The organism is Methanosarcina barkeri 3 (genome assembly GCF_000970305.1).
Lineage (GTDB): Archaea > Halobacteriota > Methanosarcinia > Methanosarcinales > Methanosarcinaceae > Methanosarcina > Methanosarcina barkeri_A.
This window is the reverse complement of the sequence record NZ_CP009517.1, coordinates 4,397,577-4,418,751: the sequence shown is the minus strand read 5'-3', so window position 1 is coordinate 4,418,751 and position 21,175 is coordinate 4,397,577. Positions and strand designations below refer to the sequence as shown.

The 21,175-nt window shown below is 38.0% G+C and carries 22 protein-coding genes; 3 read left to right on the top strand and 19 right to left on the bottom strand.

Going from position 1 to position 21,175, the window contains the following annotated elements:
• Positions 1-8: 8 nt before the first annotated feature.
• From MSBR3_RS18090 to MSBR3_RS18055, 8 genes are all read right to left on the bottom strand, one after another.
• Positions 9-728 (bottom strand): DUF1673 family protein, encoded by a 720-nt coding sequence (locus MSBR3_RS18090; RefSeq protein ID WP_048109637.1) that lies wholly within the window; start codon positions 726-728, stop codon positions 9-11.
• Complete coding sequence (locus tag MSBR3_RS18085; protein WP_048109636.1) at positions 729-1,328, bottom strand: DUF1673 domain-containing protein; 600 nt, start codon at positions 1,326-1,328, stop codon at positions 729-731.
• Positions 1,325-1,945 carry a DUF1673 domain-containing protein gene (locus MSBR3_RS18080; RefSeq protein WP_080942370.1) on the bottom strand — a complete coding sequence of 207 codons (621 nt, stop codon included), beginning with the start codon at positions 1,943-1,945 and terminating at the stop codon, positions 1,325-1,327. The genes MSBR3_RS18085 and MSBR3_RS18080 overlap by 4 nt, the downstream gene beginning before the upstream one ends.
• Positions 1,942-2,541, bottom strand: a complete 600-nt coding sequence (locus tag MSBR3_RS18075) for a DUF1673 domain-containing protein (protein ID WP_048109635.1) — start codon at positions 2,539-2,541, stop codon at positions 1,942-1,944. The genes MSBR3_RS18080 and MSBR3_RS18075 overlap by 4 nt, the downstream gene beginning before the upstream one ends.
• A complete protein-coding gene (locus MSBR3_RS18070; protein ID WP_048109633.1) occupies positions 2,538-3,155 on the bottom strand; it encodes a DUF1673 domain-containing protein in 618 nt (205 codons plus the stop codon). The genes MSBR3_RS18075 and MSBR3_RS18070 overlap by 4 nt, the downstream gene beginning before the upstream one ends.
• Positions 3,156-3,169: 14 nt before the next feature.
• Positions 3,170-3,895, bottom strand: a complete 726-nt coding sequence (locus MSBR3_RS18065) for a DUF1673 domain-containing protein (RefSeq protein WP_230627613.1) — start codon at positions 3,893-3,895, stop codon at positions 3,170-3,172.
• A gap of 89 nt (positions 3,896-3,984) precedes the next feature.
• The gene (locus MSBR3_RS18060) at positions 3,985-4,311 is read right to left on the bottom strand and encodes a DUF1673 family protein (protein ID WP_052723471.1); all 327 of its coding nucleotides are present in this window, start codon (positions 4,309-4,311) and stop codon (positions 3,985-3,987) included.
• A gap of 34 nt (positions 4,312-4,345) precedes the next feature.
• Complete coding sequence (locus tag MSBR3_RS18055) at positions 4,346-4,795, bottom strand: hypothetical protein (protein WP_048109631.1); 450 nt, start codon at positions 4,793-4,795, stop codon at positions 4,346-4,348.
• A gap of 252 nt (positions 4,796-5,047) precedes the next feature.
• Between MSBR3_RS18055 and MSBR3_RS18050 the strand changes: the two genes are divergently transcribed.
• Positions 5,048-5,458: a hypothetical protein gene (locus tag MSBR3_RS18050; protein WP_048109629.1), complete on the top strand. Its 411-nt coding sequence runs from the start codon at positions 5,048-5,050 to the stop codon at positions 5,456-5,458.
• Positions 5,459-5,946: 488 nt separating this feature from the next.
• Here the strand turns inward: MSBR3_RS18050 and dapB are convergent, their stop codons facing one another.
• The 7 genes from dapB to MSBR3_RS18015 all read right to left on the bottom strand — a co-directional run bounded on the left by dapB (position 5,947) and on the right by MSBR3_RS18015 (position 11,999).
• A complete protein-coding gene (gene dapB / locus MSBR3_RS18045) occupies positions 5,947-6,738 on the bottom strand; it encodes a 4-hydroxy-tetrahydrodipicolinate reductase (RefSeq protein WP_048109628.1) in 792 nt (263 codons plus the stop codon).
• Positions 6,735-7,610 (bottom strand): 4-hydroxy-tetrahydrodipicolinate synthase, encoded by an 876-nt coding sequence (gene dapA / locus MSBR3_RS18040; protein WP_048109627.1) that lies wholly within the window; start codon positions 7,608-7,610, stop codon positions 6,735-6,737. The genes dapB and dapA overlap by 4 nt, the downstream gene beginning before the upstream one ends.
• Positions 7,611-7,649: 39 nt before the next feature.
• Entirely contained in the window at positions 7,650-7,844 is a 195-nt protein-coding gene (locus MSBR3_RS18035; protein WP_048109626.1) for a 30S ribosomal protein S17e, read from the bottom strand.
• A gap of 468 nt (positions 7,845-8,312) precedes the next feature.
• A complete protein-coding gene (locus tag MSBR3_RS18030) occupies positions 8,313-8,627 on the bottom strand; it encodes a hypothetical protein (protein ID WP_048110685.1) in 315 nt (104 codons plus the stop codon).
• A 470-nt stretch (positions 8,628-9,097) separates the two neighbouring features.
• On the bottom strand, positions 9,098-9,871 hold the full coding sequence (locus MSBR3_RS18025) for a heparan-alpha-glucosaminide N-acetyltransferase (RefSeq protein ID WP_048109625.1): 774 nt from the start codon (positions 9,869-9,871) through the stop codon (positions 9,098-9,100).
• A 367-nt stretch (positions 9,872-10,238) separates the two neighbouring features.
• Positions 10,239-11,114, bottom strand: coding sequence for a CPBP family intramembrane glutamic endopeptidase (locus MSBR3_RS18020; RefSeq protein ID WP_048109624.1), 876 nt, complete (start codon positions 11,112-11,114; stop codon positions 10,239-10,241).
• 3 nt (positions 11,115-11,117) lie between these two features.
• Positions 11,118-11,999, bottom strand: a complete 882-nt coding sequence (locus MSBR3_RS18015) for a DUF1616 domain-containing protein (RefSeq protein WP_048109622.1) — start codon at positions 11,997-11,999, stop codon at positions 11,118-11,120.
• Between the two features lie 356 nt (positions 12,000-12,355).
• Here MSBR3_RS18015 and MSBR3_RS18010 point away from each other — a divergent pair, with 356 nt between their 5' ends.
• On the top strand, positions 12,356-13,252 hold the full coding sequence (locus tag MSBR3_RS18010; protein ID WP_048110684.1) for an SDR family NAD(P)-dependent oxidoreductase: 897 nt from the start codon (positions 12,356-12,358) through the stop codon (positions 13,250-13,252).
• Between the two features lie 313 nt (positions 13,253-13,565).
• Here the strand turns inward: MSBR3_RS18010 and MSBR3_RS18005 are convergent, their stop codons facing one another.
• Positions 13,566-14,462, bottom strand: coding sequence for a DUF1616 domain-containing protein (locus MSBR3_RS18005; RefSeq protein WP_048109620.1), 897 nt, complete (start codon positions 14,460-14,462; stop codon positions 13,566-13,568).
• 853 nt (positions 14,463-15,315) lie between these two features.
• Between MSBR3_RS18005 and MSBR3_RS18000 the strand changes: the two genes are divergently transcribed.
• Positions 15,316-16,281, top strand: a complete 966-nt coding sequence (locus tag MSBR3_RS18000; protein WP_048109618.1) for a glycosyltransferase family 2 protein — start codon at positions 15,316-15,318, stop codon at positions 16,279-16,281.
• Between the two features lie 200 nt (positions 16,282-16,481).
• Here MSBR3_RS18000 and MSBR3_RS17995 read toward each other — a convergent pair whose 3' ends face one another.
• The 3 genes from MSBR3_RS17995 to MSBR3_RS17985 form a co-directional block, all read right to left on the bottom strand.
• Complete coding sequence (locus tag MSBR3_RS17995; protein WP_048109616.1) at positions 16,482-17,975, bottom strand: lipopolysaccharide biosynthesis protein; 1,494 nt, start codon at positions 17,973-17,975, stop codon at positions 16,482-16,484.
• Between the two features lie 541 nt (positions 17,976-18,516).
• Positions 18,517-19,563 (bottom strand): polysaccharide deacetylase family protein, encoded by a 1,047-nt coding sequence (locus MSBR3_RS17990; RefSeq protein ID WP_048109614.1) that lies wholly within the window; start codon positions 19,561-19,563, stop codon positions 18,517-18,519.
• A gap of 56 nt (positions 19,564-19,619) precedes the next feature.
• On the bottom strand, positions 19,620-21,047 hold the full coding sequence (locus tag MSBR3_RS17985; protein ID WP_048109612.1) for a nucleotide sugar dehydrogenase: 1,428 nt from the start codon (positions 21,045-21,047) through the stop codon (positions 19,620-19,622).
• Between the last annotated feature and the right edge of the window lie 128 nt (positions 21,048-21,175).

The window sequence follows — 21,175 nt, the reverse complement described above, 5'->3', positions numbered from 1 at the left end:
ATACGCCTTCACAAATGCCTTTCAATAGATGATTTAATCTCTGCAGCCGAGCCTTCGTCCGTGATTAAGGAATAGTAAGAATTCCATTCGTACCGTTTTTTGTGTTTGGTCTTGATATACAGCTGTGTATTCAGGTTACCAAATTGGGCTTTTTGCTTCCTCGCTGCAAATAGAATAAGGGGAAACAGTGAGATTAATAGCAGAAGTATTTTCCATTCCCCTTTTACTACAGCCATGTAGACTGCGAATCCGCAGAAGGCAATTCCTCCAATTACAAGAAGAAGGGACATTTCCTTTGAACGTTTTTTAAGCTTATGTGACGTTATGTTTTCGATTTCTTCATAAGGAATGTCAAATTTCTTCAATCTGAATGCCTGAAGGTGTACTCCTGATTTATCTATCAGAACTGCTGCCTCGAAGGTTTTGAGAATTATTAAGTAACAAGGAATGTTCAGCAGGAAGAGACCGACTAAGAAGAGAGAAATATTTTCTGTATGCGTCATGAGCAGGTTGAAAAATATTACAAAAAGAAAAGTAAAAAGAGTTGTATTTGCAGGGAAAATCACATTTGCTGTTCGGAATTCAGTGGTGTTTTCTGTTTTTCCGGAAATCATGGCTGTGTTTGCAAAGTGACAGGATTGTTTTGTTTGGTGAGCCGTTTTCTTGCAGGCTGGACACCATCCCATCAGTTTTTTGATATGATCAAAAACAAAAACTTTTGCAGACATTTATTTTTTCTCCCTGATAATATACGAAGTTTTCCAGGTCCCGTGTTTTTTGCCCAAATAAATGGTTTTGTGGTTCTTTTTCTCCCAATATATTAGCTGGAAATAACTAAGCCACAGCGCAACTGTGGAACCTCCCAATAATGAAAATATTGCTTGCATAGCAAGTTCTTGGCCTCTAAACCAAAGGTAGAAAATCACAATCATAAACATATATGCGAGTACGTAATACAGTGTCTTATTACCTGAATAATCAAGTAATGGTTGTTTTACCAGAGAGTCATATCTTCGCATTTGAGCATTCCAGTCAAATATAAAGATAAATAGGGAAATCAAAGATCCGATAAGTAAAAAAAGAAGGTTTACACCTAGTTGATTAATTACAAGGAGAGACGCAAGTGTAAGAAAAGTGTTAATTATAAAAGTTTGGATATTTGTTTTTTGGAACCATCCAGGATTTTTCTGATCTCCATCATTTCCACCTGTTCTACTCGAAATACTAGATTCAAAACTTTCAAAGTTGATGGGTTTTCTTGACGCATGCGCTTTTGCGTTTGGACACCAACCCATCAACTTTTTTATGCATCTGGATTCCCAGTTCATAACTCTCTCTCCTTTTCTCCAAGGACATACAGCTTTTGCTTTCCCTTTTCTCTTTTCACATACATTTTCATATGGTTTTTCTTCTCCCAGTAAATAAGCTGGAAATAGAAGCTCCACATCAGAATCAGGGTCCCTGAAGTGAAAGAGGACAGTACCTGATCGTTAAAGAAATAAGCTGTACGAGACGAGATATAAGGCAAGAAAGCCATGAGCAAAGTGAAACTCAAAAATAGGAATAAGACCACACAGGCAAGTGTTTTTCTAAAGGAAGGAGAAACGACAGGATTTCTTTTCACGGCATTGTATTGATGCATTTGCTTTTTCCAGCCGAGCAAATAGATCGGTAAAGAAAGTAAAAGGCCAAGAAGGAAAGCCTCTGTATTTATACCTTTTTGAAATAGTTTTATATAAACAGGAGTAAAGATAATCGGTAACACGAGAAGATGGATATCAAGACTGGAATGCTGGCCGGGAACAGTCGGATTTTTCTCCTTTTCTCCTTCGGATTGATTGTTTGCTCCAAAATTAGCAAAGCTATTTCTGGATCCGGTTTCAAATGCCTTTGCATTCGGGCACCAACCCATAAATTTTTTTATGTTTTCGACTTTAAGGCTCACTTTTCTCCCTCCTTTTCCCTAATAGCGTATGCCTTTTGGAAGCCATTTCCACTTTTAATGTAAATTCTCATGTGATTTTTCTTTTCCCAGTAAATTAGCTGGAAATAAAAACCCCACATTAAGAGCCAAACAATTGAAAGTCCGAATAAAGCTGAATGCCAAGATTGTCTTATCACATAAGAGAGAAGAATAAACAGAAAAACAAAAAGGATGATTATCAAAATCCAAAAATATGATTTTTTAGAGACATAACGAACAATAGGTTTTTCCGCAAGGTCGTTGAACCGCTGAATCCGCTCATTCCAGTGAAATACAAAATAAAATAGGGGAGGTAATGATGCGAAAAGGGATGGAAGAAGGCCTATGCGATTATATATAAGGAAATGAACAAATGTTAAAAAAATGGCGAATAGAAGAATTTGATTACTTTCTCTCTGGAGCCATCCAGGGTTCTTTAAATGGGTATTATCTCCCCTTGCTCTGTCTGGAATATTAGAATCAAAATTTTCAAGGTCAACATTCTTTCTGGCTTCAAATGCCCTGGCATTAGGGCACCATCCCATCAGTTTTCTAATGTATTTTGCTCCCCAATTCATAGCTCTCCTTCCCTTTTCCCAATAGCATACATCTTTTGGAGCCCTTTTTCATTTTTTATATAAATTTTCATATGGTTTTTCCTTTCCCAGTAAATTAACTGAAGGCAACTTCCCCACATAAGGATCCCAGCTCCAGCAACTAAGGAGTACAGTGACCGTGCGTTAAGAAAATAAGGTATCTGAGATAAGAAAACCATAGGCAAAATTAAAAACAAGATTAGAACTAAGAAAATACATAAAAGTGTTCTCCTTGAAGAAGAGCCAACCACGGGTTTTTTTGCCAGGGAATCGTAGTGACTCATCTGCTTTTTCCAGCCGAGCAGATAAATCAGTAGAGAAAGTGAAAAACCTAAAAAGAAAGCTTCTGCATTTATACCCTTTTGAAATAGTAAATTTATGTAAACAAGAGTTAGAAATATTGTTGGTAGGAGAATTCGGATATCATACCTTGAAAAAAGTTTGGAAAAATGACTTGAGATTCCTGGATTTCTGGCTTTTTCTCCTCCTGATTGATCATATAATTCAAAATTCGCAGAGCTAATCCGGGATTCGGTTTCAAGTGTTTTTACATTCGGGCACCATCCCATCAGTTTCTTGATGTGTTCCAGAGTCATAGTTGTTACCCCGTTTATGAATTTACAATGTAGATCTCTGGCATTTTACGTCCGTACACAAGTATCATTTTCCCATTCCTCTTTTCCCAGTATACGTCTGTAAGGTAATACAGAAAAGCCGTCAAACAAAAGCCAGATAGAAATCCTATAGTGTGTCTCCAACCAAGCGATGAACCAAAGACAAGAAGCAATACTAGGCCAGTTGAGTCGAAATTAAAGTAATAAAACAAAGCTATCAAACAAAAGGCAGAAACAAAAAACAAAACGAGTCCCCAATTAGACTGTGAAAATAAGAGATACAGTAATACCAGGGAAAGTATTAGATTTATAACTCTCCATTTTGGAGATCTAATATTCTTCTTTATTTTCTTGCCTGTATTTTTTATATTATCTAGGTAATGCCAGTTCCAGATGCAAATGTATAGGTTAAAAATGGTTCCGATAATTAACCCAAAAATGAAAATTTTATCTATTAGATGAACTTCCAAAAATCCAATTCCCAGCACAGAAATAAGAGTCAGTCCTGAGGACATCATTAATACCCTGTTATGGCGTTTGTTCCACCAACCAGTGGGTAAAACAGGAAGATCTCCAGCGTCTTTTCCTCTAGCTGGATCACTCGTCTCAAAATATCCAGAATTAATGGAACGTTGAGTTTCAAGTGTTTTTACATTCGGGCACCATCCCATCAGTTTCCTTATGTTCTTAATTAACACATTCATAGGGTATCTTTCCTCCATTCTTAGCTTATTCCCACTGGAATCGTGAATAATCACCTTTTCTATCTAGAAACCTCATTCTGTCATGACTTCGATACATGGAATCATTATTATCCTTTAATATAGAGAGCAGCACCAGTTAGAAGTAAAAGCGTTCCTAATCCTGTAATAAGTGATGACACCAGGATTTCATCTTTAGTTGAAACTACTCGTATTTCCAGGATAAGTGTCAATGCTAAAACAAAAGCACCTATACTTGTAAGTGACAATCCTATTCTTCTCGTGCGGCTGGGATTGTTTCCGGCTTTTTCTCCTCCAGATTTATCATATATCTCAAAATTTGCAGGAATAACTTGAGATCCGGTTTCAAGTGCTTTTGCATTGGGGCACCATCCCATCAATCTCTTTATACTTTTTGTAAATACGTTCATTGTCATCCTTTCCTCAATTTTTACCTGCCTTTAGTCAGGCCTATTCGATCGATTCTTTTAATTTCTCAAACAATTCATCAGCTATCTTTGTTGGATCATTCGTACTCTGGAGTTTGAGTTGCATCTCTTCTGCAAAATCCCAGAGAAGCTCAATACATTCCCTGTATCTTTCACAAGATCCGCATTCTCCTTCGTGCTCGTACCAAACCTGCATTCCATGTTTTGCCGAGACAAAAATTATTGAGTTGGCTTTGAAAGGAACCGATCTTCCAAAGAGTATCCCCTTCTTTGAGTCCAGTTTTTCGACTTCGATCCTGTTTGCTCTGGCCATTTCAAGCAGGATTTCTTCGATGCGCTTATCCATACTAAGAAGGGCTCGTGAGACTGCCTGCCTGGAAACTCCGAAACACTTTGCGATATTGATATTCGGGAGCCCGTTTCGGCGCAGAACCCAGAATTCAAACTGTTTTTCACCTGCCGGTAGGAACATATGTAAACATCTGAACGTTGACTATATATAACTTTCTGCTTGGGAAGTTTTTGAAACTGTTCGCCTGGAAAATTGTTCTTGCTGAAGAGAATCCAAAAATCTTATCCAAAAACAGTTTAATGATCTGGCCATAATAAATATATAGAAGTTAATTAAAGCTTGTTCGCAAACGAATATTTTTACTCGAATTTGATCATAAAATCATATTTAATATTAAATAATATGAAGTTATAGAATCAGCGAGACTTTTTTATGCAAAAAGAGAACGAATTTGAAACAAATTCTGAGGTAATATATCTTTCTGAAGACTCAAAAACCAAAAGTGAAGAAGGAAAGACGAAGAATGAGAATGAGGAATTCGGAGTTGAAGCTAAAGCAGCGGTTGATTCCAGAACCTATGAACGCCCATCTTTTTTTATCGGTGTACCTATTGGTATTGTCTTTGGAGGCATCGGAAGCAAATATGAAAGTGTATTTTCCATCGAATATGAAGGAAAAACCGTAGTCGTACTCTATCACGGCCTCTGCTTAATCTCAGCAGGTGACCGACTCCTTATTCATGGAAAATGGTATAAGGGAAAAAAGCTCGGGATACAGGGAAATGTCGTTATAGCGGATAGGATTGAAGACTTGAGTTCCGGGATTGTCTTCAGTCATAAATGACTTTATGTGGCAATTTTCTATCAGATTTGCGCCTATCGGGTTCTGCCGATCAGTATTCGCATTTATCAAGATTCACGTCTACCGGAATCCACATATTTGCTTTCAACTTCGATCTTTTTTATCCACGCTTACAGTTTTTCTTAGAATAGTTTTAATAGAATATTGCTTGCAAGCAAGTATCCCTATTGTTGTGGGATGATAAGACGTTTTTGAGATTTCAGGGCTATTATACTTGCAAGCAAGCAGTATCCTATTTCCTATAAGGTACTATATATAACTTTCCAGTGAACTGGTTGCTATTAATATTTTAAAAAATAAGCTTGCTTGACTTAAGTTAAAAAGAATAGAAAAGGGGGAGTAAATAGCTCTATTATAAGTTAAAAGAGGTAGGCCTGATAAGGAAACTCAGGACCTAAACTAGTTATACAAAATTTACTTTAAGTTGCTGATTAAGATGCTTTGATTAAGATGCTTTGATTAAGATGTTTTTATAAACCAAGCACATCGTCCATAGAATAAATTCCTGGTTTTTGCTTGCAGATCCACTCGGCTGCACGGACTGCACCTTTGGCAAAGATCTGGCGTGAATGAGCCATGTGCTTGATCTCAATTCTTTCAGAATTTCCTGCAAAAAGAACAGTATGGTCTCCTGTGATATCTCCAGCGCGGACTCCGTGAATTCCAATTTCTTTTCCGCGTGGAGCGATACCTTCTCTGCCATAGACATATTCTTTTCCGCCGAGAGCCTCGCTGATAACATCGGCTGCCCGAAGGGCGGTTCCACTAGGTGCATCTTTTTTCTGGTTGTGGTGAGCTTCAATAATCTCGATATCATAGTCTGCAAGATATTTTGCAGCTTCCCTGATAATCTTGAAAAAGACATTGACACCTATTGAATAGTTGGGGGAGATTACGGCACTTACCTTGCCTTCCTGAATAGCCTCATCAATTACTGCTCGCTGCTCAGGAGTCAGTCCTGTAGTCCCTATTATGAGATTTACTCCTGCTCTGGCTGCTATTGGAGCGTTAACTACGGTTGCGCCAGCTATGGTGAAGTCGATAAGAACATCAGCCTTGCTTTCTTTCAGAACAACCCCAAGATCTTTTACGTCCGAGATCTGAACTCCAAGGTTACCTACTCGGGCAAATTCTCCTGCATCCTTTCCGAAATTATTGATGTCAAAAGCAGCAACAAGTTGCATATCCGCAGAGTTGGTAACATTCTCCACAATTAAAGAGCCCATTCTGCCGCAGGCTCCGAGTACTGCTACGTTAATCATTCTATAACCCCTAATTTCCTGAGTTCATCCTCAACCTTCTGAGCATTTGTCCCACTAAGGGGCGCTAGTGGAAGCCTCAGATTCCCGCTTGCGAGGCCTGCAAGCTCCGCAGCTTTTTTAACAGGGATTGGGTTCGTTTCCAGGAAAAGAGCGCGAATCAGAGGGGCAATTTCAAAATGAATCTTCCTTGCAGTTTCGTAGTCTCCGGCTAGAGCTGCGTTTACCATTCTGGACATTCTGTCAGGCACTATATTTGCGGCAACAGAAATGACTCCTCGTCCTCCTACAGAGAGAATCGGAAGAGTCAAATTATCCTCACCTGAAATAACCACGAAGTCTTCATCTACAGTATTTTCCAAAATCTGGGAAGCTTTACCGACATTCCCACTGGCTTCTTTAATTCCTACGATATTCTCGACTTTTGCAAGTTCGACAATGACTTCTAATGGCATGTCCTGTCCTGTACGGGAAGGGATATTGTACATAACCATAGGAACATCGACGGCTTCTGCGATTTTCTTAAAATGTGCAAGCAGTCCTGCAGGATTTGGCTTGTTGTAATAGGGAGAAATCAGAAGTACACCGTCAACACCTGCATCTGCAGCGTGTTTTGTAAACTGGAGAGCTTCTCCTGTATTATTTGAACCTGTTCCTGCAATTACAGGAACCTTTGAACACTCCACTGCAATATCTATTACCTCTTCGTGTTCAAGTGCGGAAAGAGTTGCGGATTCTCCTGTGGTGCCACAGGGCACAATCCCTGTAACTCCTCCCTCTTCAACAAATTCAATATTCCTTTGTAAGCCTTCCCTGTCAATTTTGTCTTCCTTTGTAAAAGGAGTTATCAGGGCAGGCATTGCTCCTTCAAACATTTCAAATATCCCCACCGTGTCCAGAAGTAAGTCTTCTGCTTAGTATACTTTCATACGTGCAACTTTTCTTGTGACGTAACCTGCAACCCTGTTCCTTATAACTTTGCTTTCAATAGTTGTATACTTAGTCACAAGAGTCTTATTAGTTTCAAAGTCTTTTGTAAAGACATCAGCGTGGTTCTCAATCAGTCTAAGTGCAATTCTTTTTATGTTTGTCTGTCGTATATTTCCCATCGTATCTCCTCTTAGGAGTTTCTGCTGTTTTTTTAGTCCAGTTATTCAATTCTACTTCTAGTTTATCTCACATGTTTTCCTGTGAACTCTAGTTAACGTGAAGCCCGAAATAGAAAATAGTTCTTCGATATTTATTTTCTTCTCTCGAATTGATAGGTTTAGCAAAAACTGGATATAATAATTTGATTGATCATGATTTCGTCGACTAATAGGTCACTTGAGATTTATAAGTTTTGGGGTAGACGCTCCAGTCTACAGTATGAGGCTTAATTTCTTATCTCAATTAATAGAGTATGTAGCCAATGCTTTAATTCTTCTCTAAATTTTCCTTTAATATATTTTTTTGCATCATCGTTGCAGCAGCTACAGTTAGATTCTGAGGGATAATTTTGTTATGTGGATTTGTATATATTTTGCGTTTAAATATATTCCGTATCCATATTTATTATCCCTCTTATTTCCTCTTCATTATCTGTTTTGCCGAGATTTTCTTTTTACATAATCTGTTTTTCCAAGGAAACGGTCAAGAGTTCCTGCACTAGTAAAAACACGCTCTCTTATCCCTTTACGGTTAATAAAGAGTCCTATTAATACGAAAAGTAGCCCAAGCTCCGGGTTTGCCTCAACAGCAATTGCCCCTATCAAAACAAGGGATGAAGCCGCAAGCCCTTTCATGGCTCCTGTCCTGTAAGAACGATAACCTGTTCTTTTAAAGATCCGGACATCTCGAAGGGTTAGGAACAAAACTACAAAATAGGCAAACATCGCAATTTCAATATACATTTTTTTCTCCATCTTCTGTTTTTGATTTGCACTGTCTACTCCTTTGTCTGGTTCAAAATATGAGTCAGATTTATGTTTGACTTTTTATTCGGGTTTACCTGTATCCTGGTTATATTTTGTATTTCAATTATTTTTAGCGATATGCAGATTACGTATGTTAGACAATATAAAACCAGCAGATTTTGGATCTACCAGTAATTTTGGTTGTCCTCTATAGTCTGGTTGATATTATTCTCAAACACTCGTAAAGTAGTTTTCAGGTTCTTTTGTTCCGAACTTCAGTACAACCGGAGCTTACCTGTATTCCTTACACAAAAACGTAATCATTTGTCACACTGAATATTAATTATGGTAATCAATCATGTAACATCAGACAACCTTATTTTGAATAGAAATTAAAATAGCATTGTACGTTTTAGGTATTTTCAGATCATTTTTAATGAGTATTCTTAGGTATTTTCAGATTATTTTTAATGAGTATTCAGCATATTCAGATTAAGTAGCCCACTAAGGAATAAGAACCCTAGGAATAGCGGTTGATGAACGAAATATATGAAGAGGGAATGTTGCCCCACTCTGGAAGACAGCCTAATAAGCGGATTTTTTCCAGTATAGGGCATTTCAAACTGCCTTTTTCCTTCTGCATACAGGAAATTCCCCAGGAAAACTCCTGCAAGTAATACCCCAAACCATGGAAGTATAGGAAAGTAATCAAGGGTCCTAAAATTTTCGGGAGTAAATCCCAACCAGAGCAGACTGGAAAACCCAAAAGTCCTATTCCTTAAGTAAAACCCTAAAAGGCCGAAAAATATGCTGAAAAAAAGGTTTTCTTTCTCATATCTCAGGAAAGGATAAACAAGTACTGCTGAAACCCCAAAAAAGTGGAGGATCCCAAAAACAATATACTCTTCAGGTAAAAAGATCCAGGTTATACCTGTAAGCAAAAGTCCCATTAAATAGAGCTTTATTCCTCTTTTCAAGTACTTAGAAAAGTTTTCTGCTCCATTTCCAGCAGATTCTTTGTTAAGGGCTCTTGAATGGCTTATAGAAAGAGCAACTCCTGAGATCAGGATAAAAAGTAAAGCTGAGAATCTGCCCGCATATAAGATAAGACCGGAACTTAGTTGAATATCTACAAGTTTGAAAAAGTCCAAGTCATAAAGAAAATGATAAAGGAGCATCAAGAGGACAGCAAGTCCTCGCAGACAATCAATTTCCCAGAGGCGGTCTGCATATCTGGCCATAAAATTTTCTCCGGAGCACATTATGTTCCGTTCATAAAGAATGGCAATCTTCTTTTAAAGACATATATTTATAATTTCTGGTTCTTCGAGGATAAACTGGCAGGTTGCTTACTCTTATAGTCTCTTATTTTTCTTCTTAAGCTATGACAATGGAGGTTCGGTTCTTTCCAAAACTCCGGTCACTATTCTGCTCTACCAGATGATTTCTCTTGTAATAGGAAAAGATAATTACTGTAAGCAAAAAGCTGCTTAAGTGATCCGGACTTAAACCTACTCATTTCTATTAGATGATTTCTAGATCACTTATATTAAGATCATCATATACGCTAATTTTCATAGGTTTCATCAAGTCAACATTTACAGTGTTTCATATCAATCCAAATATGGGTCCTGTATGTGGGATTATTCCAAACAAGAACACGTTTATTGAGCCGTGAATCATTACCACAAGGGGAAGACTTCGAGTTCTATAAAATAAGTATCCTAAAAAGCCTCCTAAAAAAAACATATATACTATTTCATAGGGTGTACCGTAAGTAGAATGCATTATCCCGAAAAGGAGGCTTGAAAGGAAAATTCCCCAGGCTGATCCCAGGAATTTTTCCAGGCTTGTCTGGAGAATTGACCTGAAGATGAGTTCTTCTATAAGCCCTACAATAAAAACCATTACTATTATGAGTATTAGCAGATTTGTCGAAGAGAGATCTGATATCAGTTCTCTGGATCCTATCAGTATATATTCTATTTGTCCAAAAACCAGACCGGCAAGAACAGATAGAGGAAGGTAGATCCACATCCTCTTCAGAGTGTCTCTTTTTCTCTCATACCTCACCTTCTGGTGAACAGTAGCAAGAGTTATCGGAATTGCCATAGGTACATAGATAAATATGAAAGAGTAAAGATCCTTCTCAAAAAAAATAGGCATTGAGAAATTTACCAATCTAAATATTGTCAGAAGTAAGAGGGCCTGGTAGATTTTCCTTATCTCAGGCTTTTTCATAACTGCTATTGAATACGAAAGCGAGAGCAAAAGCAAGGTATAAGCTATTGAAGCTTCTTTTAGCCTTCCTCCAAAAATCAACAATTCGATAAGAGTAATTGTAGCTACAGGGGTTCCTACATAAATCATCTTTTTCAGGAATCCTGTTTTTTCTTCAGTTTGCACTTTAAGCATTTTCCCGAACTCCGGCAAAGAGACCTTTCCCGTTTCCAGCTCTGAAGAAGTAAAGTCCGAAGGTACCATTTTTCAGGCCTCCTCAGTAACGTTAATCCAGAGATTCAGGTTCCTGTAAGGTATGGTTTTCTCGGTTTCATTAAAGAGCAAAAACTCTAGTTTCATGTTTTTTCCTTTGAGAGGTGGCGTAAAAGTAACTGGTTCTTCCCAGGACATATTATTTCCAAGGCTTATCTGTTTCTGACTTTCCTGAAGAGACCTGTTTTCAAGCCTTACGTCTATTGTATAATCCATTGGTCTGTACTCGTGGTTTATGATCCCTACAGTGACTGTTCCTTTTTCTCCCTGTACAAATTCCGTAGGATAGTCTCCTATCGTACTGTTGTTTCCAAGAATGTAAAATTCGGTAAAGTGCTCGCCTTCTTTAGGGTTTCCTATAATGTAGGCGAGGCTCCCTATAGAGGCCAGCATAGAAAGGACAAAGATAAATGCAATAACCTTATCAGTTTTCGATTCGGGTTTTTCAAGAACTCTAGCCTTCATGCTAAGGTAACATTTTTTAAATGAAACTCCAAAGACTTCGGTTTCAGACAACAGTCTCCTTCTGTAATAAGCAATTACACACATTAGAAGAGTAAAAATTGAAAACTCTGTCAACAGAGGAATCTCCCTGATTCCCCAGCTGGAATAGTTCAAGCTAAGTCCCAGTATTGGGGCAATTGAAATACTAAGTCCGAAAGAAATTGCAGCTCTCTCAATTCCATCAATATCTTTTTTTGCCGGGAAAAGAGCTCCGGTAAGGGCATAACCTGGCAAGAAAAGCACCAGAATAACCCCCAGGTACGTGCGCGGGAAGCTGTCGCTAAGCACAGGTACGAGTATAAAGATGTTAGTAATAAGCACAAAACCTGCAATAAGCAACAGGTCCATGGGAAGTTGTCTATTTCCGGCCATTTTATCACTGACAAAATTATTTCATATTGTATCCTCTTTGAATTTATATCTATGCAATCCTTTCACAACTTACTCATTATATTTTGTTCCTAAGTATAGTTCGTTCTTTCAGATTGTCCTTTCAGGTTGTCCTTTCAGATTGTTCTTGCAGGAAAACAAGAGAGAACATGCCTTTTCTTTCGAACTTTTTTTGTTGGACTGTTTTCTATTTCTGAATTCTGGTTTCAGGATAATTTTACTTTTTTTTTAGGTTCAATTTTCGGAAAAACGTATCAGTTTCAAATTTTTAGACTTGTCTTATAAACATCTGGGCGTGCATAGAAAATTTTATTTTGTACTTTTCCCTTTCTGCAAGCATGAAAGTGCTGGTTACCGGAGGAGCAGGTTTCATAGGCTCCCACATAGCTGAATATTTTGCAGAAGCAGGACATACAGTCAGAATTTTGGATACTCTTTCCACAGGTTTCCTCAGAAATATTCCACAGTATAAAAATATCGAGTTCATTAAAGGAGATATCTGTGATTTTCAATCAGTCGAAAAGGCTGTTTCAGGCATGGATTATGTCTTTAACGAAGCTGCCCTGGTATCCGTTCCTTTAAGCTGTGAAAAACCTTCTGAAGCTTTCCAGATTAACACGCTCGGAACACTTAATGTACTACAGGCCTGCGTTAAAGCCGAAGTCGACAAATTTGTGACAGCATCTTCAGCTGCAATTTATGGAAATAACCCTGTCCTTCCAAAGCAAGAGAATATGTACCCTGAACCGGCTTCTCCTTATGCTATCTCTAAACTTGATGGAGAATACCTGGCAAAGATGTTTTATGAGGACTATGGGCTTCGTACAACTTGCCTGCGTTATTTCAATGTCTATGGTCCTCGTCAGGACCCAAAATCTCCATATGCAGCCGTTATTCCAATTTTCCTCGAGAGGGCGAAACTTGGAAAGGACCTTGTTATTTACGGAGACGGACTTCAGAGCCGAGATTTTGTTCATGTTACAGATGTAGTCAGGGCAAATGTTGCGTCTCTTGAGCACGGGGATGGTCAGGTCTTTAATGTAGCTATGGGAAAAAGCGTGACAGTTATGGAACTTGCCGAAAATATTATTAAGTTAACTGGTTCTTCTAGCAGAATTGTACATGCCGCTTCAAGAGCAGGTGATGTTCATGACTCAAAAGCTGATGTCTCAAAAATCTCAGGCTGGTGGAAAGGAGAGATCGAACTGCAGGAAGGATTAAAAAGCTTGATTTAATAGATTGTAAGAACGCTTATTTCCTAATATCAAAAAGAAAACTGCTGTCAATTAAACAGCAGTTTTCCCGTTGGTTTAAGGCAGTTTCTTGCCCTAAGGACACATACCAAGCTGGTTTCCAGCTTACTATATAAGATTTCTATACAATTAGAGCTAAATCTTTTTGAGAAAGTCGAGTCTGAATGACTGAGTTATGTAGTCTCAAACTCTTTAGCTGTAGAGCTCAACTGCAAAGGCAGCTTAAAGACTGTACTAGAAGCTAGTAGCCTGGAAATTTAAGAGCTCTTCCTAACTATGTTTTCTCGCCTGAAGTTTAAGTTTTCAGTTGTTTTGGTGCAGTCACATTTACCCATAGATGAAGGTCTCTATAAGGTACACTTTTCTCAGTGTCATTAAAGAGCAGGAACTGAAGTTTCATATTCTTTCCCTCAAGAGGAGGCATAATAGTAACTGGCTCTTCCCAGGTCTCATTATGGGCAAGATTGATATGCTTCACATTTTCCGGAAGGAACAGTGATTTATTCTCAAGCTTTACTTCCATTGTGTAATTTACAGGCCTGTACTCATGATTTACAACTCCAACTATTACTGTTCCACTTTGCCCGATCGTGTAGTTTGTAGTATAATTATCTGCTTTTCCTTCGGGTCCAAGAAGATAGAACTCTGTAAAATGTTCTCCTTCTTTTGGGCTCACAACCACATAAGCTAGGGTAGCAATGGATAGGAGAATGGAAATTATCAGAAAAACCGTGAGAGCTCTATCCAGTCTTGATTCTGATGTTTCCATGACCTCGGCTTTGAGTGAAAGTGCTACTGCTTTCAAAGAAACTTCAAAAGTATCACTTTCTGGGAGACTTGCCCGTCTAAGATATGTAAGGCCACACATAATAAAGGTGAATACGGACAGGCTTGTGAGAATTGGCAGAAGTCTGATTCCCCATGGGGTATAATTGAGACCAAGGCCTATTAATGGCACAACTGCAATACTTAGTCCGAAAGAAAGAGCGACCCGCTCAATCCCGTCAAGATCAGATTTTGCAGGAAAAAGAGCTGCAATCAGAGCATACCCTGGCAGAAATAACACAAGTGGCAGTCCAAGTATGTTCCGGAACATTGTTTCATTTATTCCAGGAGTGAGCACAAAAATATCTGTTAGGAGCACAAGCCCCATAATAATAAATAGATCTGAAGGAATTCTTTTTACAGTCATGCGGGTCATCCATCTTTTAAAAAATTATACTCTTTTTAGTTTCATTTAGGTGAGTAAATGTTTTTCCAATCTTTTTTATTCTTTCGATGTATTTTTCCAAAATGTGAATACTCAGATTTTTTCTCCAACTTCTGTGCCCATCTTTTCCAATTCATCCCAATTGTCTGCCATTGTCCTAAAAAGTACTTTCCTCTTTATTTACAGCTTCCTTTTTATTCTTTTTCCTGAGTCTTTTTCTCAATTTCTCTGGCTGATACTTTTCTAATAGAACAGCTCAATTACTCTCATAAAATATACTAATCATATTTCACTTTTTAATAATTCTCTTCTATAGGTAAGATAAACTATACAGTTTGTTTTATATCTTACAACTTTCTGTACTTCTCATTTTTCTATATTAAAAATTGCGGCAAGTCGCTAGTAGAAGTAATCCAATTTTGAAACTGTAGGTATTTCTTAATGGATTATCAAAAAGCTCCATAAGTTGCGGGACTGAAATCCTAAACGTTGGGCTTCCTTACTATTGATTCTCAAGCTTGTTTTTTATTTATTTATCTATATTTTTCCACTTTATCAGTTAACACATATCTTCAATAGTCGTTATTTCAATTGGCCAAATTTATATTTATAATAGTATAGTGCCGCAGCATACTGGCATACACTGTATATTATTTTTTTTAAAGTTCAACTGTCAATAAATTTATATATGTATCTTCCAAATTTTACTTTAAAAAACTAATATTTCGGTAATATTTAAAAGGTTCAATCTCTTCCTTATTTAATGATTTTTTAGAACTTTTATAACTAAACTTACTCTAATATTTACATAGCTATACAATGGGGGTTATCAAGAATGAGTGATCAGCTACTTATGGAAATTGGCACAGGGTCAATAATAAATAAAAGAAATAAATGTACTATCAGCAGAGCCTCTAAAAATGTCATAGTTGTCCTTTCTGCCTACAATGAAGAAACGTCTATAGGAAGCATTATACTTCTCACAAGGCTCTACGCTGATAGGGTGATTATGGTTGATGATGCCAGTTCAGATCAAACAGTCGAGATAGCAAAAAAAGCTGGGGCTGAAGTGATTATAAACAAGACTAATAAAGGAAAAGGTGCGTCTCTCGAAACAGGTTTTAAATCTGCAATCAATCTCGGCGCTGATATAATTGTGACAATGGATTCAAGAGGTCGCCATAACCCTGATGACATCCCCAGGCTCATTGACCCGATAGTAACAGGAACTGCAGATGTGGTCAATGGAACTAGATATTTAAATAGTGTGGATTGGAACACTCCTGTTTACCGTCGTGTTGGGCAAACGATTTTGGGCAGATTCGCCAATAAAAAATCTGGCAAAATTAGAGATTATCAAACTCCTTTTCGTGCCTTCGCAGCCTCTACAAAAGATATAATACACTTTGATGCCAATGATCTGGCAAAAGAAGACGAGATGCTTGTAAACGCATGCAAATCCGGTCTTCGCATAAAAGAAGTTGAAATAGGTACCCATTATAAATTTGAAGATCGGGTGCAAGCTCCAGGCAAGTATGTTCTTGGAGTACTGAGAGGTGTAGTAAGAGACATAGAGGTAAATAAGCCACTATACTTCTATGCAGTGCCAGGTTTTGCCCTTGCCACATGCGGTTTTTATATGGGTTTGAAGTTTCTTGAAGACCTGGTCTTTGGAATCGAAAGTCTTCATTTATGGTATATACTTATAATGGTTTTTCTATCTGTTGCCGGTGTATATATGACAGTGACAGGAATTGTAATGCATTCCATGGCTGAGGTGGCTCAAACTGAGGCTACGTAATATATAATTACTCAAGATTACTCTGGAAAATCGTCAAGTATAAACTTGTTATTATTAAAAAGTGAGAGAAGAAAATCGCTTCTATGTTGTGCGAACTAAAAGAATTGTTCTCTTTTAGTTCACTTGAACAGACTTTCTCGGAGCTTCCTGAGTTGAAGCCTGATTTTAAGTTTTTAAATTTTATTGTTTAAATGAGTTCTTCAATTTCTGAACTCTCCAATTATCTTTTTCACTTGTGCATCATTTTTCAATATATATACATAGTAAAGACAGACAATCATGCCGGAAAAGATAACAAGTAATATCTTGTCTATTTCTAAGATTTTAAGGGTAATAATAACGGTTCCTGCAGGAACGAAGAGAATAAAATTTGAAATTACTATTTTCATGACTTTAGAGGTCTTTACTCCGGCATAAGACATCATTTTCAGGCAAAGGTAACCATATACCGCAATACCTGATAGTGAAAAAAGAATAAGTGCCGTACGTGCATTTCCTAGCAAGCCGCCGATTGTAAGGGAAAGGAGTCGTGTTATCAGATTGAAAAAATTATAATGGAAACCGAAGTGATATTTTTTGACTACTACGTATATAGCAGTTAACGGAGAGGAGATAAACCATACGAAAGCCCAGAGACTAAGAATCTGAGCGTAGATGCCTGCTTCTGTCCAGCCTTTTCCGAAAATAACCGTAAAAACGTCGCTGCCGACAATTGTCAGGATAAGTATAGGGAACATACCTATAACCACAAGCATTCTGAACACATCCTCAACAAGGGAAGCAAGAGTGCCCTCGGTAAAGGCTCTTGAGGCTCTCTGGAAGAAAACCTGTGAAATCGAACCTCCTATTAAACTCATAGGCATCTGCAGAAGGCGAAAGCCGAGAGAATAAAAACCTACCACTGCAGGAGTGAAGAAAGCCGAAAGAAGGAAGGCAGGAAGCTGCCAGGAGATTGAGTTCATGAGGGCACCCCAGGTATCTACAAGCGAAAACTTGCGGTACTTCTTAAATCCTTCATAGATTTTTTCCCAGCTCAGATTTTTCACAATTAATTTCCTATCATCTCTCCAGATCTGTCCTCCAAGCACAAATGTTGCAATAGACTGGCCAGCAAGGCTGCCAACTATTAATCCGCTTGCTCCGGTTTTTTCCATAAACCCTATGCCTATCTGTGTTACAGTACTAGAAACCGAACTGAAAACTCTTGAAAGGGAAAGTCTTTTAAAAAGTTTTGTTCTTGAGTTCCAGCTATTTAGTGCAAGAAATAACCCGTTCACAAAAATAAAAGGAGGTACAAGCCAGAGATAATTTCCTATCTGCTGAGAGTTCAAAATATTAACTATCGGCTCTTTAAAGCACCATATGACTGGAAAGGTTAAGCCTGTCACGAGCAGCACTGCTAGAAAACTCAGTCCCAACAGGTTTACAGCTTCTTCACTCGATTCAGGTAACATTATAGAATATTCGTATCTCATGCAGGCAATGACACTGATAATGCTGGTGATAGAAAGGTATATAGCCCAAACTCCAAAATCATCAGGTCCATAGAGACGGGTCAGTATAGGAGCAGCTAAAACTGTAAGAATTTGAGCAAAGGTTGTCCCGCCTGCAAGTGTTAGCACATCAAAAATAAAGCTTTCCTTTTTGCTGTTATCAGACCGTTTCTCTACTGCATCTGCTGTTATTTCATCCATTTCCGGTACCTTAAAAGAAATTTCTTTTAGAGCTGAACTCCGTTTAGTCCTTCATTTCAAGCTATTTTTACACCTTTGAAAATGAAATTATAGGGTACTATGTTCTCAAGCTGATGCTGAATATTAAGGACTTCTTCCCCTCTAAACCCCTCTATAAACAAACACTATGAAATAAATCTGTCGGTGTTCTTAATCTATATAAAAATTAACAATTAGAACTATATGAGTTCTCACGAATCTATTTTTCTCTTCAATTATCCTTAGAATTACTTTATTATATTTTCTTATATAGGTTCTGGCAGGATTCCGTTCATGATGAAATTTTTAATACAATGTTAATACTAACTTTTAAGAATTTCAGTTCCAGAATTATATTAACTATCCTATCTGAAGTACTCAATAACTATAAAAATTATTAATCAAACTTATTTACAGTGTTGATTACTATTTTTTGATTTGTTAAGTGCTTGGTTTAATTCGTACTATCTTATTTAGTAACTTTGACGATTATTAACTGGCCCCTATCTTATATCTGGTTTTTTCAGTACCGCGGTTCAATATTGGTAGACCACCAGTTATATATTTCCTTTCCATTTGTAATCCAGGCTTTTTTACTGGAAACATATTTGAGGAATTTTTCGTAATATTTAAGGCCTTTTCCTTCAATAGATGTGTTATTGTGCCATAGAATCGTGATCACACCATTATACTGTTCAACCTTATCAACAAGACTTTTTGTTAGTTCCCAGGCCTTTTTAACGTCAAGTCTCATGTAGTCTCTAAATAAAGTCCTGTCCATAACTATGAGAGGAAGTTCTATGATCTCGATTTGTTTTCCGGTGTTTATATTATAAGGCCTGAAGGGGTGACACATACCGTTTCTAAAGCCTGCACAATCTGGGTACCCGAATGTTGTGTCATACTTAAAGTTTGCTTTGCTTAATAATTCCCATGTGTCCGGTACTTTAAACTTTAAATAGTGATTTCTGTACCCTATAACTTCTTTGCCTAATACTTTTTCAAGTCTCTGCTTTTTTTCTTTTATATCTTCCAGGCTGCTGTAGGATTTGTGCCCTCCATGTAGTCCTACTTCCCATCCCTGAGAGGATATAAACTTCAATTCGGCCTCAAGATCCTCGATTTCATAGTTGAAGTCTTTCTCTCCAGGCCTCAAGGCCAGAAAATAAAAGCTGGATTTTGCATTATATTTTGCCTCCAGCTCCATTATTTCTCTAAAATTCCAGCAAGGGTTAAACTTCTTGCAAATTCTACAAAAGGGTGTCTTTATAGTATCTGTTAAGTTCCCTTTAGCAAAGGCTTTGGCAGTTCCAATGATCGGGTAGAGTTTTTCCGGATATATCACATCAATATCATGAGTAAGGCAGACTGCAAATTTTTTTCCGCCTGGGTACTCAGGGTGTAATCCCTTTTCTACTAGAAACCTGGAAACTCTGGGATCAAAAACATTCCTCTGGCTACTTAGATAGTAAGGAAACCTATCATGCTGGTCAGAAAAGGTCAAATTGTATTCTTCTTTTTTGCTAAATAGATCCCAGAGTTCATCGTTTTGTTTCAATTTCTCGATCATTTCTCTTCCTTTTCCAGATTTTAAAGTCTGAAGTAGTTTTTTAAAGAGATCTTAGTTTACATTAATAAATGTTCGTTTTTATCGCCTCTTCCAATCCCCTTATAGACAAATCCATTGCGAATAAATTCGTCTGGTTCAACTATATTTCTTCCATCCACAATAACCGGGTTTTCCTTGCCTGTAATTCTCTTTACCCAATCGGCTTTTATATCAGAGTATACACTATGCCCTGCAAGAATAACCACAGCATCCGCGTTTCTGACAACATTTTCAAGGTTATCCGAGATCTCAATTCCGGGATAGTTCACGACATAAGGGTCATGCACATTAACTGTCGCATCTTCCTTAAGGCAGAGGTCCCTGTAAGGTTCTGAAGGCGTATTCCTCGCATCATCCGAATCTCGGATGAAAGCCCACCCGAGCATTGCAATCTTTGAGCCTTTCATCTCCTTTCCAATCCTTTTAAGGGCTGCAACAGTCAGGTTGTACATGTGGACAGGCATGAAATCATTGACTTTTCTTGCGAGCACGTAGATTGAGTCTGAACCTTCTGGATAGTCAAGCTGCCCATTACCGATCTTAACTCCTCTCTCCAAGTGGTACGTATCCTTGGTAAGGCAGTGACCTCCAACGCCTGCTCCTGGCCAGAGTATGGCTCTTGTAATGCCTTCTCCTTTTAGACTGTCTACTCCAGTCCTTACATCGTACACGTTTATGCCCATGGCTTCACAGTAAAGAGCAAGTTGGTTGATTGCTGCAATCTGGAGATCACGGAAAGTGTTCTCTGCAGTTTTCGTTACCTCAGCTGCAGTTGCACTCATAGGAATTACTTTCCCCGCAGTTAATACAGGGGAATAGAGCTCGATAGCCCGTCTGGTACTTGTTTCGTTTATACCACCTACGATTCTATCGTGTTCTCTGATGTTCTTCAAAAGCCTGCCCACCATTACTCTTTCAGGTGCGTGGGCAAGGGCAAAGTCTTCTCCGGCTTTCAGGCCTGATTCTTCCTCAAGAATCTTTTTTGCCATACCTTCGGTTGTGCCAGGAGTAATTGTGGACTCAAGAACGACGAGCATTCCTGGTCTCAGGTATTTTCCTACGTTTTTGATACCCTCAATAAGTGCGGAAAAGTCAGGTTCCAAATCTTTAGGATTTGCAAAAGGAGTTTGGATTGCAAGAGTGACGGCATCAAGTTCTGATATTCTTGAAAAATCGGGAGTGCATTCAAACTTGCCGGCTTTTACAACTTTGCTAATAAGGTCTTCAAGACCGGGTTCTTCTCCTTTGAGAGGACTCTCTCCACGATTGAGCATATCAATCTTGTAACTTGAGCTTTTTGAATTACGCTGGAAACCAAGAACTTTAGTAAAACATGGGGCATCTGCGAAAAGAACGGCTGAAGGAATACCTACGTAGCCCATTCCAAGTACTCCTATTTCTTTTATTGGGCCTCTGTCAACGATAAGTTTTTCTAATTTACTCATATTCATCACTTTCCAAATTGTTTTTCAGATTTTTTTCAAATTCTTTTGTTTTTTCAAAATTTTTAAGATATTACTTCTTTGAGCTTTTAAGATACTATTTCTTCAGATCTTTCAAGATATTATTTCTT